Raw genomic sequence first — 14,663 nt, forward strand, 5'->3', positions numbered from 1 at the left:
ATCCGACTCGGTTTCAATCTCACTTTTGTGGCGTTTCAGTCGTTTTGCAACAATTTCTGTTGCAAAGCCCACGATTCATTGTGAGACTTCAAAGAACTGTTTCTATTTCGAGGCGTAGCAATCGAAGTGCACCGGCGTTCTGGATGTAGCCACCTTGTTCAACAGCACGTATGTGTTGCCATTGCCCTTTGCGTAGTGCCAGAGCCAAGAGCGCGCGCATGAGCAAGACCGAATTCACAGATCAGATCGGTGCGCTTCCAGTGCGATGGGACAAGTCCGACAAGCTGCGGGTTCTCATGGTCACTTCGCGTGACCGGGGGCGGTGGGTCATCCCCAAAGGTTGGATGATGGATGGTAAGAAGCCTTGGCATGCCGCTGAAATCGAAGCTTTGGAAGAGGCCGGAGCTGTTGGCTTTATCTCCAAGAAATCGATCGGGTGCTTTCACTATGACAAGCGATACGAGGGTAAAAGCAGCGTGCCTTGCCGCGTAACGCTTTATCCGTTGATTGTGGAACGGCTCAAACGCCGTTGGAAGGAACGCGACGAACGCAAGCGCCACTGGTTCTCACCTGCCAAGGCCGCAAAGCTTGTCGAAGAGAAAGAACTGGCGCGTTTGTTAAAGAGCCTGTCAGATAATCAAGAGACGTTGGCTGTTATCGAAAAATTGCGAAAGGCCGCATGAGGAAGGGCATATAAGAGCCGGGAAATCCGGACGCAGTGAACTTAAAGGGAGAGAAATCAATGAAGAAATTTACATCCACAACGTTGGGATCGCTTATTGCCCTTGCCGCATCGATGTCAGCGGCACAGGCTGACAAGTTGACACTTTATTGTTCTGCGCAAGAGGATTGGTGCCAGCTTATGGCGCGCAGTTTCGAAGATGCGACTGGCATTGACGTCAATATGACACGTAAATCCTCGGGTGAGACATTTGCTCAGATCCGTGCAGAAAGCTCCAACCCCAAGGGTGATGTCTGGTGGGGCGGTACCGGTGATCCACATCTACAGGCCGCAGAAGAGGGCCTGACGATGGAATACATGTCGCCGATGCGTGACCAGCTTCATGATTGGGCGATTTCTCAGGCGGAAAGCGCGGGTAACAAGACCATCGGCATCTATTCAGGTGCGCTTGGTTACGGCTACAATGCCGATCTTGTCGCCGCGAACAACCTTCCCGAACCTGCTTGCTGGAAGGACCTTCTGAAGCCCGAGTACAAGGGGCACGTTCAGATGGCGAACCCGAACTCATCAGGTACGGCCTACACGACCCTGGCCTCGATGGTGCAAATCTTCGGCGAGGACGAAGGGTTTGAGTTCATGAAGGGGCTGCATTCGAACATCAACCAATACACCAAGTCGGGCTCGGCACCGATCAAGGCTGCTGGTCGAGGCGAGAATACAATTGGTATCGTTTTCATGCATGACGCAGTAAAGCAGGCGGTATCGGGTTTCCCGATCAAAGTCGTCGCGCCATGTGAAGGTACTGGTTACGAGATCGGTTCGATGTCGATCATCGAAGGCGCGCGCAACGAAGATGAGGCCAAAAAGTTCTATGACTGGGCATTGTCGCCCGAGGCGCAGAACCTCGCCCTTCAGGTAAATGCCTTCCAAGTCCCGTCAAACAAAGGTGCTGAAACTTCGGAAAGCGCGCCTGACATGAGCCAGATCAAGCTGATCGACTATGACTTCAAGAAATACGGCTCGTCGGATGAGCGCAAGCGCTTGCTGCAGAAATGGGACGAAGAGGTTTCGGTACTGCCGCAGTAAATGACTGACGACACGACAAAAACGACCCATCCGGTTCTGATCTTCTGGGTCATCGCCGGGTGGGTCGGATTCTGCCTGCTGCCGTGGTACATGGTTGACGGTGGCCTGTGGTCGTTCGAGTGGCTGCTGGACGGCTACCCTTTCGACGAAGATTATGCGCCTGCTGCCTTTCTAATTGGGCAGGGTGAAAAGCTGTGGCTTGCGCCGCTTCTTATCGCTCTTCTGCTGCCGTTTTTGGTATTGAGGCGAGCCAAATCAGATCCGCTTTATGCGCGCATTCTGATCCTGTCAGGGGCACTGGGCTTCGGCTGGCTGATCGCACAAGGGTTCAGCATCGGAATCCGAGGCTACAATTTCGATTGGCTGGAAGCCTTGTTCGGAGAGCTCGGTGATCGGCAATTCGGCATGGGCTATGGCGCGATGATCTGCGCGTCGAGTTTTCTGTTCCTTCTGACCCAAGGTGTCGCCGCACGTGGGGCGATTAACGGAGACGTCTTCGTGGTCAGCGCCATCGGCGGTGTGATCACCATCGTCACCGCGTTTGTGTTCTTTCCCATCGCCAAGATGCTGTTCGCTGCCTTTGTGACGGAAGAGGGCGCGTACTCCATCGCAGTGTTCTTCTCGAAGTTCTTTGACGACCGGCTTTGGGGGCTGGGATGTTTCTGGGGCGCACGATGCGGGGCGGCATGGAACTCACTGTTTCTGGCCATCCTCGTCGGCTTCATCACCACTGCGCTCGGCTTGTGCTTTGCGCTTGTCGTGACCCGCTCGGGCTTTCGGTACAAGCGCGCGTTGCGCGCACTGACGGTTCTGCCGATTATCACGCCACCGTTTGTGATCGGCCTAGCGCTGATACTGCTGTTTGGATTGTCGGGTTCAGTAACGCAGTTCTTTGCCGAATTATTCGGCACCCAACCCACTCGCTGGCTGTATGGCATGCCGGGTGTTCTGATTGCGCAGACGTTGGCATTTACACCCATCGCCTTCCTTGTGCTGATTGGCGTCGTTGAAGGGGTGTCTCCCTCGATGGAAGAAGCAGCCCAGACATTGCGCGCGAATAGATGGCAGACGTTCAAAACCGTGTCCCTGCCGCTGATGCGCCCGGGCCTCGCCAATGCTTTCCTTTTGGGCTTCATCGAAAGCATGGCCGATTTCGGCAACCCACTTGTGCTGGGTGGCAATTTCGACGTGCTGTCAACCGAGATATTCTTTGCCATCGTGGGCGCCCAGTACGATCAAGGCCGCGCTGCGGTTCTGGCCATGGTGCTTCTGTTCTTCACGCTTTCAGCCTTCTACGCGCAACGTGCCTGGCTAGGTAAGAAAAGCTACACCACAGTCACGGGCAAAGGTGACGCTGGCGTACATCCATTGATGCCAACCGGCCTTTCCATCCCGGTGCTAACCGTCGCCCTTGGCTGGGCCGTGTTTACCATCGTCGTCTACGCCATGATCGTCTACGGCAGTGTGGTCGAGCTGTGGGGGGTCAATAATTCCCTGACGTTCAAGCACTACGTCACTGCCTTCGCGGTTCGGTTCGAGGCGGAAGGAATTCGCTGGACAGGGGCCGCATGGGACAGTTTCTGGACCACCATAACAATCGCCGCAATCGCCGCGCCGCTTACGGCTGCAGTTGGGCTCGTGACGGCCTATCTACTAACCCGGCAGAGTTTCGCAGGCAAAGACGCTTTTGAGTTCGGCACCATGCTGTCCTTTGCCATCCCCGGTACCGTGATCGGTGTCAGCTACATTCTCGCCTTCAACGTGCCACCGATCGAGATCACGGGCACGGGTGTCATCCTTGTTGTCAGTTTCATCTTCCGCAATATGCCGGTCGGTGTCCGAGCCGGCATCGCCAGCATGTCGCAACTGGATCGCAGCCTTGACGAGTCCTCGCTAACACTTGGTGCAAATTCGTGGCAGACTTTCCGGCGGATCATCCTGCCACTACTGCGCCCGGCAATTCTTGCGGCGCTTGTGTACAGCTTCGTGCGGGCCATGACGGCGATTTCGGCCGTGATCTTTCTGGTCAGCGCGGAATATGACATGGCGACCAGCTATATCATCGGGCGGGTCGAGAATAACGACTATGGTCTCGCCATCGCCTATTCCACCACACTGATCTTTGTGATGCTGTCAGTGGTTGCCCTGATGCAGCTGATCGTGGGTCGGACCAAGATCGGGCGACGAATGACGCAGTCGCGGACCAATGTTTAGGAGAGTTTGACATGAGCCTGCAGTCCAAAGCCGCGCCGGTTCGGTTCGAGTCCGTGACAAAGATGTTTGGCAAGGATGTCGTTGCCGTTGACAACATTAACCTGCATGTCGAAGCCGGAAAGCTGGTCACGCTGTTGGGCCCGTCGGGCTGCGGCAAGACGACGACGTTGAGGATGATCGCGGGGCTCGAAATGGCCACCTCGGGAAAGATTACCATCGGGGATCGCGATGTGACCAAACTGCCCGCGACGGACCGCGACGTATCCATGGTGTTCCAGTCCTACGCGCTGTTTCCTCATATGAGCGTGCTTGAGAACGTGATGTATGGCCTCACGTTCTCGGGCTTTGCTAAAGACGAGGCCCGCCGCCGCGCGCTGGACGGTTTAGAGCTGGTTGGCCTGAAAGGTTTTGACGGCCGTCTCCCGTCAGAATTGTCTGGTGGCCAACAGCAGCGCGTCGCTGTAGCGCGGGCTTTGGTGTTGGAACCACAGGTGCTGTTGTTTGATGAACCGCTTTCGAACCTCGACGCGAAACTACGCCGCCAAGTGCGCGAGGACATCCGGGCCATTCAGCAAGACCTTGGCCTGACCGTCGTCTACGTGACACACGATCAGGAAGAGGCTCTGGCGGTGTCCGACGAAATCGTCGTGATGCGGAATGCCGCGATTGCCCAGATTGGCACGCCTCGCCAGCTTTATGACGCCCCAAATGATCGCTTCGTTGCGGATTTTATTGGTGAGGCCAATCTGCTTGCCTGCCAGATCATCTCGGTCGACGGCGACATGGCCACCATCGAGATCGAAGGCTACCGCCATACCTTGGCATCCCGTGGCTTGACCGAAGGGCCTGCGACCGTCGCCATCCGGCCTTCTCGACTTGTGATCGGAGCCGCGCAAGGGGTTGTAGCGACCGTCTCCAAAGCCACCTATGTGGGTGTCCGAATGGAGTACACTCTGACCGGTGCGTTCGGCCAGGTCTTTGCAGTCCATGACGATGTCGATGCGCCGCTAGAGCCGGGTACAGAAGTACAGATGGCCTTCGCCGAGAAAGGTCCGGTGCTTTTGCCCGAATAGATGCCCTGTCTTCTAATCATCACGCACCCCGAGGTCATCATTGACCCGAACACCCCCATTCAGGACTGGGGGCTTAGCGCGGTAGGTCGCCGCCGCGCTGCGGCCTTCGCAACCAGCGGAATTTTTGCAGAGGTTACCCACCTATGGGCCAGCACCGAGCAAAAGGCCCGCGAGACGGCCGACATCCTGGCTGCGCCCCGAAGCCTGCGGATAAAACAAGATGCCGCACTTGGCGAGAATGATCGAAGCGCCACCGGTTTTCTGCCGCGTGACCGGTTCGAAGCTGCCGCTGACGCATTCTTTGCCCACCCCAACACCAGTTTTCGCGGCTGGGAAACTGCCGTTGCCGCCCAGCGGCGCATACACAAGGCAGTGACTTCGATTATCGAAACGCATGATGGCATTGACCTCGCCATCGTTACCCATGGGGCCGTCGGGACCCTTCTGTGGTGCTCCTTGTCGGGCCGTCCTATCGATCGGGGGTATGACCAGCGCGGGCAAGGCCATTATTGGCAAGCCGATCTAACGGACCTTAAACCGCTGAGTGGATGGCGCTCAATCGACTAGACTGTCAGGCCTGCCATGCGTTCTCAGAGATTTCACGCAAAGTATTAAACACATCCGGAGTACCAGCGATCACCCGACCGCCGTTGCGGATCATTACACCTGCGTCCTGATCTTCAACCACGCCGCCTGCTTCCGCGATCATCAATTGACCAGCCAGACAATCCCAGGCGTTCATATGTTCTTCGACATAGCCAAGCAGCCGGCCCGCTGCGACATAGGCCAGTGACAGCGCGCCACTGGCGTTTCTGTGAAACATGGCCCCACGCTCGATCAGGTTCGCGACGATTGGAACAATGTTACGGTTATCCACCCGGTTCGAATAACCCACTGCCACCGTTCCTTGATGCAGCGCAACACCCGAAGGGACCCTCATTGGCGCATCATTCAGTGTTGCCCCGCCTCCGCGCGAGGCTACGAAGGTCTCATTGATATTTGGGTCATGGATTACACCGATCTCGGTATTTTCCTCAGCGACGCCCGCCAGAACGATGGTCCAGGCCGGAATGCCATTGACGAAATTCGTGGTGCCATCGATTGGATCGATCACCCAGTCAAATCCGCTTGAACCTTGTGTTTCACCATGCTCTTCGCCAAATATGCCATCGTTGGGCCAAGCCTCGGCGATCCTCTGGCGGATGAAGGTTTCGACATTCCGGTCTGCCTCGCTGACCCAATCCTGTGCGCCTTTTTGATCGACGATCAAACCGCCCCGGTCGGAGAAATATCTGGAGGCGATTGTGCCAGCTTCCTTGCAGATCGCGATCGCGAAGTCTTTGCGTTCTTTGAGGTAATCCATTGGGAATCCAAATCATATCTGTTGTTGGCCAAAACTGTGCAGGCTTGGTGATGGAATGGCAAATACCAAATGCTGGTGAACTCGGTCCGGGGCAGCCAATGACAGGCGTGCCTTCAACCGCATTTCGCGTCTTCAAAACGGGGCGCGCAGGTTTCGTGCTAAACACGATGCTGTAAGAATACGTCGCCGGGAACGATTTTGGCATTGAAGAAAATGGTAGCCCGTAGGGAAAACATGGACTGCCAAGTAAAACAATTGCTTACACGGGCTAACCCCTCTCTAACTATTCTTAAGCGCACCTGATAAAATTGAGTCGTATGGCTAACCATTGCTGCATGACTTCAGCAAGGAAAGCTCTATGAACGGGAAAATCTACCTCAGTTTGTTGTAATCCTATTCTTCTAAATCAACGCAAATTTTTGCAACGAAAGTTGCACAGGTGGCGCTATCTGAGTCGGATCAGCGGAGAACGACTTTAGACTATCGGCGACTTCTACAGCCCAGTTTTTCTGCTTGGATAATTCGAGTTGTTTGCTAAGTTTTCGCGCTGTGAACTATGGCCAACAGGATTAACAGATGTCCGAATCCGAAGAAGAAAATATCGCCGCCTCCTTACTTGAGGTGGCGGGAGAAATTGGTGTTCCTGACCCGGTTCAGAAGGGTTTTCTCAAAGCTGCAAATCGTTTGATTGGTGCTGCAATCGACATACCTGCCGCTTGGCTTGAGGGCTTTGCGTCGGATCACCGAGCGTCCGCGGATGCCCGGCGGGAGTTGCAGATGGCAGCGGCAAAAAAAATCTCTGCTGATTTTGGCGGTAGTTCGGACTTGGCCAACAGAGCCTTTGCCCAACAAGCATCACGAATTCTCCGTACCCAAGTGAATTTAGAGGATGTCGTTGCTCGCACTGCCGAGGAACTCGCGTCCGACCGCCAGCCCGATAATCCGTTAGGGTCTCCATCTGATGACTGGCTTGAAACTTTTCGTGCCGAGGCAGAGTTAAGATCAGAAGAGGATATTCAATCCGCTTTTTCTAGAATACTTGCTGGAGAAATACGTCGTCCGGGCACCTTCTCGATCCGCACCGTTCGTGCAATTGGGCAAATGGACCAACAAACAGCTAGAGTCTTCCAAAATTACGCGAATGTTTGTGTAAGTGTAGCCGGAGGATTCGATGTGCGAGTTCCTAGTTTGGGTGGCAATGCCAACCAGAACCGTTTAGGGGTTTTTGGTCTCAGCTTTGGCGACCTCAATACTTTGCAAGAAAACGGTTTGGTCCAAACCGACTATCATTCATGGATGGAATACTCGCAATTCGCGAGAAACCGTGTCCCGCTAGAGTATGCTGGTAACAGATTGATTTTGTCTCTCAGTAATCCGAATACTTCAAGTGTCAGAGTGAATGGACCTGCACTGACTACGGTAGGGCGCGAATTACTAAAGATCACCGATCCTTCCGAGAACGAAAAGTATACAATTGAACTAAAATCTTTCCTCGAGAGCGCGGGCCTGAAGTTAGAGTAACTATGGCCTTAGGTGCTACTGTTGTGGAGTTGTTATGGGAACCACCAACCAAACGATGATTTGGTTGAAGATAGTTCCTTAAGTCATTGATAAATAAAAGAAAAATGGTAGCCCGTAGGGGAATCGAACCCCTCTTTCCAGGTTGAAAACCTGGCGTCCTAACCGATAGACGAACGGGCCACTCTGGCTAACCTACGAAATCCCTAGGTTAGCCAACGCTAACCTATTGGGAAATAGGCAAAATTTCAAGCTGGTAGCCCGTAGGGGAATCGAACCCCTCTTTCCAGGTTGAAAACCTGGCGTCCTAACCGATAGACGAACGGGCCACGCTGGCTTGTGGAGGGCCTTTTACGGTTTACCTTCCCCCCCCGCAAGACGAAAAACGCAAGGCTGTGAAACTTTTTTGGCCGTTCCTGAGCGGCGTTGAAACGGTTGTCAGACAGCTTCTGCCGCGTCTTCCAGCCGCAGCTGCACGCTCTGTCGTCCGCCCCAGGTATTCACCTCAAGCCGACCCGCGAAATGGAACCGCGCGCCGCCGTGATTAGACAGGCGATCCCCCAACGGGCCGTCGAACGCGCCAAAGGCGATGGCATCCAGTCCGCCAGACATTCCATCCGAAAGTGACAGCTTCAAATGTGTTTCGCCCACGCGTTTAGCAAAGCGCACTTGCAGATCAGGCAGCGCATAGCGCGGGGCAGGGGCACCGGCCCCGAAAGGACCCGCTTTCTCTACCTGTTCGATCAGATCGACTGTCGCGGCCCCGGGCATCAGCGCCCCGTCCAGTTTCAAGTCGGCGGGACCGCCTTGGCCTGCACCCTGCTTGGCCAGAAGCTCGGACAGGCGCGACATTGCAGGCTCCAACTGATCACGCATCACCGTGAGACCGGCCGCCATCTTGTGGCCACCACCCTTGACTAGCAGCCCTTCGGCAGCCAGTCGCTGGATCGACGCGCCCAGATCAACGCCCGAGATCGACCTGCCTGAACCTTTGCCCTCATCCCCGTCGAACCCGATCACGATAGCGGGCCGGTTTGCCGACTCTTTCAGCCGCGAAGCAACGATACCTACCACCCCGGGATGCCAACCGTCGCCTGCGGCCCAGACCAGCGGCGCATCCAACCCACGGTCCTCGGCTTGCGCCAAAGCCGCCGCGCGGACCGCGTTTTCGATCTCGCGCCGTTCCGAATTCAGGGCATCCAGCCGCTCGGATAAGGCTTCGGCCTCAGTGATCGAGTCCGTGCTCAGCAGCCGCGCGCCAAGATCAGCCTGACCAATGCGACCGCCAGCATTGACGCGCGGCCCCAGCAGAAACCCCAGATGATAGCTGTTGGGCGCGGTATCCATGCGCGCCACGTCTGACAACGCGACCAAACCAGGCCTTTGCCTTTGGGTCATCACTTTCAGGCCCTGTCGAACCAGCGCCCGGTTGGCGTCGATCAACGGCGCAACGTCCGCCACCGTGGCCAGCGCCACCAGATCGAGCATTGCCATCAGATCCGGCCCCTTGGCCCCGGCCTCACGCAACTGACGACCCGCCTCGACCAGCATCAGGAACACCACCGCAGCAGCGCAGAGATAGCCCAGATCGCCGCTTTCGTCCTGTCGGTTCGGGTTCACCACGGCGACGCAATCCGGCAGGGTTTCTGCACCCAAATGGTGATCCAAAACGATCACATCCGCACCCTTCGCCGCCGCGATAGGTTCGTGGCTCAGCGTTCCGCAATCCACGCAGATGATCAGGTCATGGCTAGCCGCAAGTTCCTGCATTGCAGGCACATTTGGCCCATAGCCTTCATCAATCCGGTCGGGCACATAAAGCGTCGCGGCAAGCCCCATCTGGCGCAGCCACACCAACAACAACGCAGCCGAACTGCCCCCGTCCACATCATAGTCAGCAAACACTGCGATCTTTTGGCGCTTGCGCACAGCCTGTAGAAACCGGGCCGCAGCGACGTCCATATCTTTCATCGATCGCGGGTCGGGCAGCAGTTCCTTCAACTTGGGTTCCAGGAAACCGGCGGCCTCCATCACCGGTACACCGCGCCGTGCCAAAACCTGACAGACGGCGCGAGGCAGATCTGTCTGCTGCGCCATCATTTCTGCTGACCGCTCGACCTCAATCCCCGGTCCGATCCAGCGTCGCCCCGTCAGAGATTGCTCTACGCCCAGAAATGCCACATCTCACCTCATGCACTAAGGCCGGACCCCTGCGGATCCGGCCTCTTGGTCTTTTATGAATACTCTTGCTGAAGGCGCTGGCGCAAGCCGCTATGCTTCGTTGTGTGGCCACATCGGCGTGCGGTAGGACATCCGCCGCACCGAGCCCGTTTTTGATCGCATGAGCAGCGTCGTTGTTTCAACCCAACCCGGTTCCCGCTTGATGCGCGGCAGCAGTGAGCCTCCGGTGACCCCAGTAGCGGCAAAGATTACATCCGCCGTTACCATCTCGTCGCGCGCATAAACACGGTCCAGATCGGTGATGCCCGCTTTGGCCGCCCGGCCACGTTCGTCGTCATTACGGAACAACAGGCGGCCAAAGATCTGACCGCCCATGCATTTCAGCGCGGCTGCGGCAAGCACACCCTCGGGCGCGCCACCTTGACCCATATACATGTCGATGCCGGTCACTTCGCTTTCGGCGCAATGCATCACACCTGCGACGTCGCCATCTGTGATCAGGCGGATCGACGCACCGGTATCGCGGACTTCAGCAATCATCGCTTCGTGGCGAGGACGCTCCAATATGCATACGGTAATATCCGCAGGCTCGCAGCCTTTGGCCTTGGCCAGCGCTTCAACTCGCTCGCGCGGGCTCATGTCCAAGCTTACGACACCTTCGGGAAAGCCCGGACCAATGGCCAGTTTGTCCATGTATACGTCCGGAGCGTGTAGCATTGAGCCGCGCGGGCCCATGGCAATGACAGTCAGCGCGTTAGGCATATCCTTGGCGGTCAGGGTTGTGCCTTCAAGCGGGTCCAGCGCAATGTCTACGCCCGGGCCGTTACCAGTGCCAACCTCTTCGCCGATATAGAGCATCGGCGCTTCATCACGCTCGCCCTCACCAATGACAACGACACCCTCAATGTCCAGAAGGTTCAGTTGTTCACGCATAGCGTTGACGGCAGCCTGATCGGCAGCTTTCTCATCACCCCGGCCAACCAGAGAGGCGGACGCCAGCGCGGCCTGTTCTGCCACCCGTGCAAGGCCCAGAGACAGCAGGCGGTCGTTGAAATCGATCTTGGCAGCGTTCATCTTCGCATATCCTTTGGTCAGCTAAGGCGTTTTATCCGGCATAGCCTGCGCGCAGCATAGGCCGCAAGGGGTCAGACTTGTTCGATACGCAGGGCGACGGGTTCTCCGGCCACCACATCGGTGGCGCGCAGGCCATCCAGTGCATGGTCCAGCGTCGCCCGCGTGGTTTTGTGGGTCACGATCAGCACGGGCGCTGTGCTTTCTGTGTGCCCATACTGCCGCATCCGGTCGATCGAGACGCCAGCATCGCCCAGAATCGCCGCGACCTTTGCCAGAGCGCCGGGCTTGTCCAGAAGACCGAGCCGCAGATAGTAGGGTGCAGGTAAGCCAGTAACGGCGGAGGCTGCGTCTTGTAGGGTCGTCGCAGGGCGGCCAAATGTCGGTATATGCAAGCCTCGCGCCAGATCGCAAACGTCGCCCATCACCGCGCTGGCAGTGGGACCTTCACCGGCACCGGGGCCGCGCAGAACGATTTGTTCAACTGCGTCCCCATCCAGCACAACCATGTTTGTTCCGCCTTCCAACTGACCTAGCGGAGAATTGCTCGGCACTAGACAGGGTTGCATCCGCTGTTCCAGTCCGCGCGCCGTTCGCTGTGCTACACCCAACAGCTTGATGCGATACCCCATGTCGTGGGCCTGATGGATGTCATCGAGGCTAATATGCTGAATGCCCTCGATCTCGATCCCATCGAAATTCGGCTTGGTGCCAAAGGCAATCGAAGACAGCAGCGCCAGTTTGTGCGCCGCGTCGATGCCGCCAACATCCAGATTCGGATCGGCTTCAAGATAGCCAAGCTGCGCGCATTCCTCGAACAGGGCGTTATAGCCCAACTCCTGCGATTGCATCCGGGTCAGAATATAGTTGCAGGTACCGTTCATGACGCCCATGACACGCGTGATCTCGTTACCCGCCAGTCCTTCGGTCAGAGATTTGATTACCGGGATACCACCCGCGACAGCCGCTTCGAAGCGAATGACACGACCTGCGGCTTCGGCCAATTCCGCCAGTTCCTGCCCATGAATCGCCAGCAGTGCCTTGTTTGCGGTGACGACATCCTTGCCACTGTTCAGCGCCGCCTCGACCGAAGCTTTCGCGGGGCCGTTCTCGCCGCCCATCAGTTCGACAAAAACATCGATGTCTTCGCGTTTGGCCAATGCAACGGGATCGGTTTCCCATGCATAATCCGAGAGGTTTACGCCACGGTCCTTGCTGGCATCACGGGCCGAAACTGCGGTGATCTCGATGCGACGCCCGGTGCGGGCGTGCAACAAATCGGCATGACGACGCACAATTTTAACCACACCCACGCCAACGGTTCCCAATCCGGCAATTCCAAGCCTCAGCGCCTGTGTCATTCCCTTGGGTCCTTTCTGCTCGCAATACCGCCCGCGATGGCGAAGTGTCCTTTGCGGGCTGCCTTAGCGGGTTCGAGGCAGGGGTGCAATCCGTCTAATCTTTTGGAGCTAGTGACGTGACCGAAATCCTAGTTAATCTCGGCATTCTGCAGCGCTTCGGCCTTTTCCGCCAACGCTTCGCTGCGTGCTGTCAGGTCTTCTTCTACCTCTTCCGCTTCGCTGATTGGATCGGTCGGAGGACCGAGGGCGGGATCTAAAGCAATAAGCTTGGGGTAGGGTGCCTTGCGCAATGCGGCGGTTTCGCTGCCTTCCAACTCTGGGATATTTGCGCAGCCGGCGGTGGCCAGCACAAAGAGAATGGGCAGCAAAAGCTTCATCGCAGTCCTTCGGGTCGCAGCGTGTATCCCGTGATGCACGTTTTGTCGGAATGGTTCAAGCGGGGTTCTATCTGAACGTCTGTTCAGATACGATCGAAGCATGGCGCGTACACAAGGTTCTCATTCCGATATAACCGGCCCCCGCATTCGTGAGGCCGCACTGGGGCTGTTTGCCCGTCATGGCTATGCCGCGGTTTCAATGCGGCAGATCGCAGGCGAGGTGGGGGTGCAGGCTGGGGCACTCTATAATTACACGCCCGACAAGCAGAGCCTGCTGTTTCGGCTGATGCGCGATCACATGCAGGATCTGATGGCCGCCTATGACGATCTCGACCGGTTTGATGATCCACAAGATGCGTTGCGTCAGTTTGTCGGGTTCCACATCCGTTTTCACCTGCAGCGTCCCGACGAGGTGTTCATCGCTTATATGGAGCTGCGCAATCTGAACCCCGAAAATTTTGCCGAAATCGAGGCCTTGCGCCGCCGTTACGAGGACTCGTTAGAGCATATTCTGCGTAACGGGCAGCAATCGGGTCAATTTTCGGTCTCCGATACCAAGATCGCTACCTTGGCGGTGATCGCCATGCTGAATGGTGTGATCACTTGGTATCGCAGCGGCGGCCGCCTGTCGCTGGATGAGGTCGAGCAGGTGTATTGGGACATGGTCCGCAAAGCGGTTACCGCCTGACCAGCCCTTAGTGGGCCGGGCGGATGAACGTTCCGTTCCGCAACTCCCGAAACGCTTGCTGTAATTCTGCCTGCGTATTCATCACGATCGGGCCATGCCACGCCACGGGTTCATCGATCGGAGCGCCCGAGATCAAAAGAAACCGTACACCCTCGGGCCCGGCCTGAACCGTGATTTCGTCTCCGGTCCCGAACCGAACCAACGTCCTGTCTCCTGACATGTCGCGGATGTTGACCTCTTGCCCGGCGATCTCTTTCTCTAGAAGAATTCCAGTTGGCTGAGACGCATCCGCAAAGGCAGCGCTGCCTTCAAAGATATAGGCGAAGGCCCGGCGGTATGTGTCGATCGGAATGGTTTTTTTCACCCCTGCCGGTATGCTGATATCCAGGTATTGCGGATCGGCAGCGATACCGTCCACTGGGCCGGTACGTCCCCAGAATGTACCGACAATCACACGGACCTTTGTCCCATCATCATCGATGATTTCTGGAATATCAGTGCTTTGAACGTCCTGATAGCGCGGGGTGGCCATTTTCTGATCTGATGGCAGATTGCCCCACAGCTGGAACCCATGCATCTGACCGCTGGCCGACCCCTTGGGCATTTCCTGATGCAGGATACCTGACCCGGCGGTCATCCACTGGACATCTCCGGCACCCAGCGTGCCGCTATTGCCCAGCGAGTCGCTGTGTTCGACTGTACCGGACAGGACATAAGTGATCGTTTCGATGCCCCGATGCGGATGCCACGGAAAACCGGCCATATAGTCCAATGGGTTGTCATTCCGGAAATCATCGAACAGCAGAAACGGGTCCAGTTCCGACGGGTCCTGAAACCCAAACGCCCGGTGCAATTTGACGCCCGCGCCTTCCATTGTCGGGACCGCCTTGCGGAATTCCAAAGTTGGTCTGAGTGACATAAACGCCTCCTGATCCTTTGACCGGAACTTATGCGTCGGCCTGAGGCAGTCAATTTGCGCAGGAACACTGAAGCTGTGCGAAGATGCTCAGACAGGTGACGCGGTGCTGTCCTTTGCGTATCAAAGCGGT

Annotated in this window: 13 protein-coding genes and 2 tRNA genes; 7 read left to right on the forward strand and 8 right to left on the reverse strand. The window is 56.7% G+C overall.

What is annotated here, in order from left to right; genetic code table 11:
• The first annotated feature begins 218 nt into the window (after positions 1–218).
• The 5 genes from I5192_RS04320 to I5192_RS04340 are packed head-to-tail and all read left to right on the forward strand — an operon-like array spanning position 219 to position 5,622.
• On the forward strand, positions 219–683 hold the full coding sequence (locus tag I5192_RS04320) for an NUDIX hydrolase (protein ID WP_170396245.1): 465 nt from the start codon (positions 219–221) through the stop codon (positions 681–683).
• Positions 684–742: 59 nt separating this feature from the next.
• Positions 743–1,768, forward strand: coding sequence for an ABC transporter substrate-binding protein (locus I5192_RS04325; RefSeq protein ID WP_170422361.1), 1,026 nt, complete (start codon positions 743–745; stop codon positions 1,766–1,768).
• Positions 1,769–3,982: an iron ABC transporter permease gene (locus tag I5192_RS04330; protein WP_223117843.1), complete on the forward strand. Its 2,214-nt coding sequence runs from the start codon at positions 1,769–1,771 to the stop codon at positions 3,980–3,982.
• A gap of 11 nt (positions 3,983–3,993) precedes the next feature.
• Complete coding sequence (locus I5192_RS04335; RefSeq protein ID WP_223117844.1) at positions 3,994–5,055, forward strand: ABC transporter ATP-binding protein; 1,062 nt, start codon at positions 3,994–3,996, stop codon at positions 5,053–5,055.
• Positions 5,056–5,622, forward strand: a complete 567-nt coding sequence (locus tag I5192_RS04340; protein WP_223117845.1) for a histidine phosphatase family protein — start codon at positions 5,056–5,058, stop codon at positions 5,620–5,622. It begins immediately after the preceding gene.
• A gap of 4 nt (positions 5,623–5,626) precedes the next feature.
• On the opposite strand, the gene I5192_RS04345 is transcribed toward I5192_RS04340, so the two are convergent.
• Positions 5,627–6,418 (reverse strand): inositol monophosphatase family protein, encoded by a 792-nt coding sequence (locus tag I5192_RS04345; RefSeq protein WP_223117846.1) that lies wholly within the window; start codon positions 6,416–6,418, stop codon positions 5,627–5,629.
• 576 nt (positions 6,419–6,994) lie between these two features.
• On the opposite strand from I5192_RS04345, the gene I5192_RS04350 reads away from it, so the two are divergent.
• Positions 6,995–7,939: a DUF2806 domain-containing protein gene (locus tag I5192_RS04350; protein WP_223117847.1), complete on the forward strand. Its 945-nt coding sequence runs from the start codon at positions 6,995–6,997 to the stop codon at positions 7,937–7,939.
• A 105-nt stretch (positions 7,940–8,044) separates the two neighbouring features.
• On the opposite strand, the gene I5192_RS04355 is transcribed toward I5192_RS04350, so the two are convergent.
• The 6 genes from I5192_RS04355 to I5192_RS04380 form a co-directional block, all read right to left on the reverse strand.
• Positions 8,045–8,119, reverse strand: a tRNA-Glu gene (locus I5192_RS04355).
• 71 nt (positions 8,120–8,190) lie between these two features.
• Positions 8,191–8,265, reverse strand: a tRNA-Glu gene (locus tag I5192_RS04360).
• A gap of 109 nt (positions 8,266–8,374) precedes the next feature.
• Positions 8,375–10,117, reverse strand: a complete 1,743-nt coding sequence (gene recJ / locus I5192_RS04365) for a single-stranded-DNA-specific exonuclease RecJ (RefSeq protein WP_223117848.1) — start codon at positions 10,115–10,117, stop codon at positions 8,375–8,377.
• Positions 10,118–10,207: 90 nt separating this feature from the next.
• The gene (gene glpX, locus I5192_RS04370; RefSeq protein ID WP_170422349.1) at positions 10,208–11,191 is read right to left on the reverse strand and encodes a class II fructose-bisphosphatase; all 984 of its coding nucleotides are present in this window, start codon (positions 11,189–11,191) and stop codon (positions 10,208–10,210) included.
• A gap of 71 nt (positions 11,192–11,262) precedes the next feature.
• A complete protein-coding gene (locus tag I5192_RS04375; RefSeq protein ID WP_170403375.1) occupies positions 11,263–12,549 on the reverse strand; it encodes a homoserine dehydrogenase in 1,287 nt (428 codons plus the stop codon).
• Between the two features lie 128 nt (positions 12,550–12,677).
• On the reverse strand, positions 12,678–12,926 hold the full coding sequence (locus I5192_RS04380) for a hypothetical protein (protein ID WP_170396262.1): 249 nt from the start codon (positions 12,924–12,926) through the stop codon (positions 12,678–12,680).
• Between the two features lie 100 nt (positions 12,927–13,026).
• On the opposite strand from I5192_RS04380, the gene I5192_RS04385 reads away from it, so the two are divergent.
• Complete coding sequence (locus I5192_RS04385) at positions 13,027–13,614, forward strand: TetR/AcrR family transcriptional regulator (protein ID WP_170565777.1); 588 nt, start codon at positions 13,027–13,029, stop codon at positions 13,612–13,614.
• A 7-nt stretch (positions 13,615–13,621) separates the two neighbouring features.
• Here the strand turns inward: I5192_RS04385 and I5192_RS04390 are convergent, their stop codons facing one another.
• Positions 13,622–14,533, reverse strand: a complete 912-nt coding sequence (locus I5192_RS04390; RefSeq protein WP_223117849.1) for a pirin family protein — start codon at positions 14,531–14,533, stop codon at positions 13,622–13,624.
• Between the last annotated feature and the right edge of the window lie 130 nt (positions 14,534–14,663).

The sequence above is a fragment of the Ruegeria sp. SCSIO 43209 genome, from assembly GCF_019904295.1.
Classification (GTDB): domain Bacteria; phylum Pseudomonadota; class Alphaproteobacteria; order Rhodobacterales; family Rhodobacteraceae; genus Ruegeria.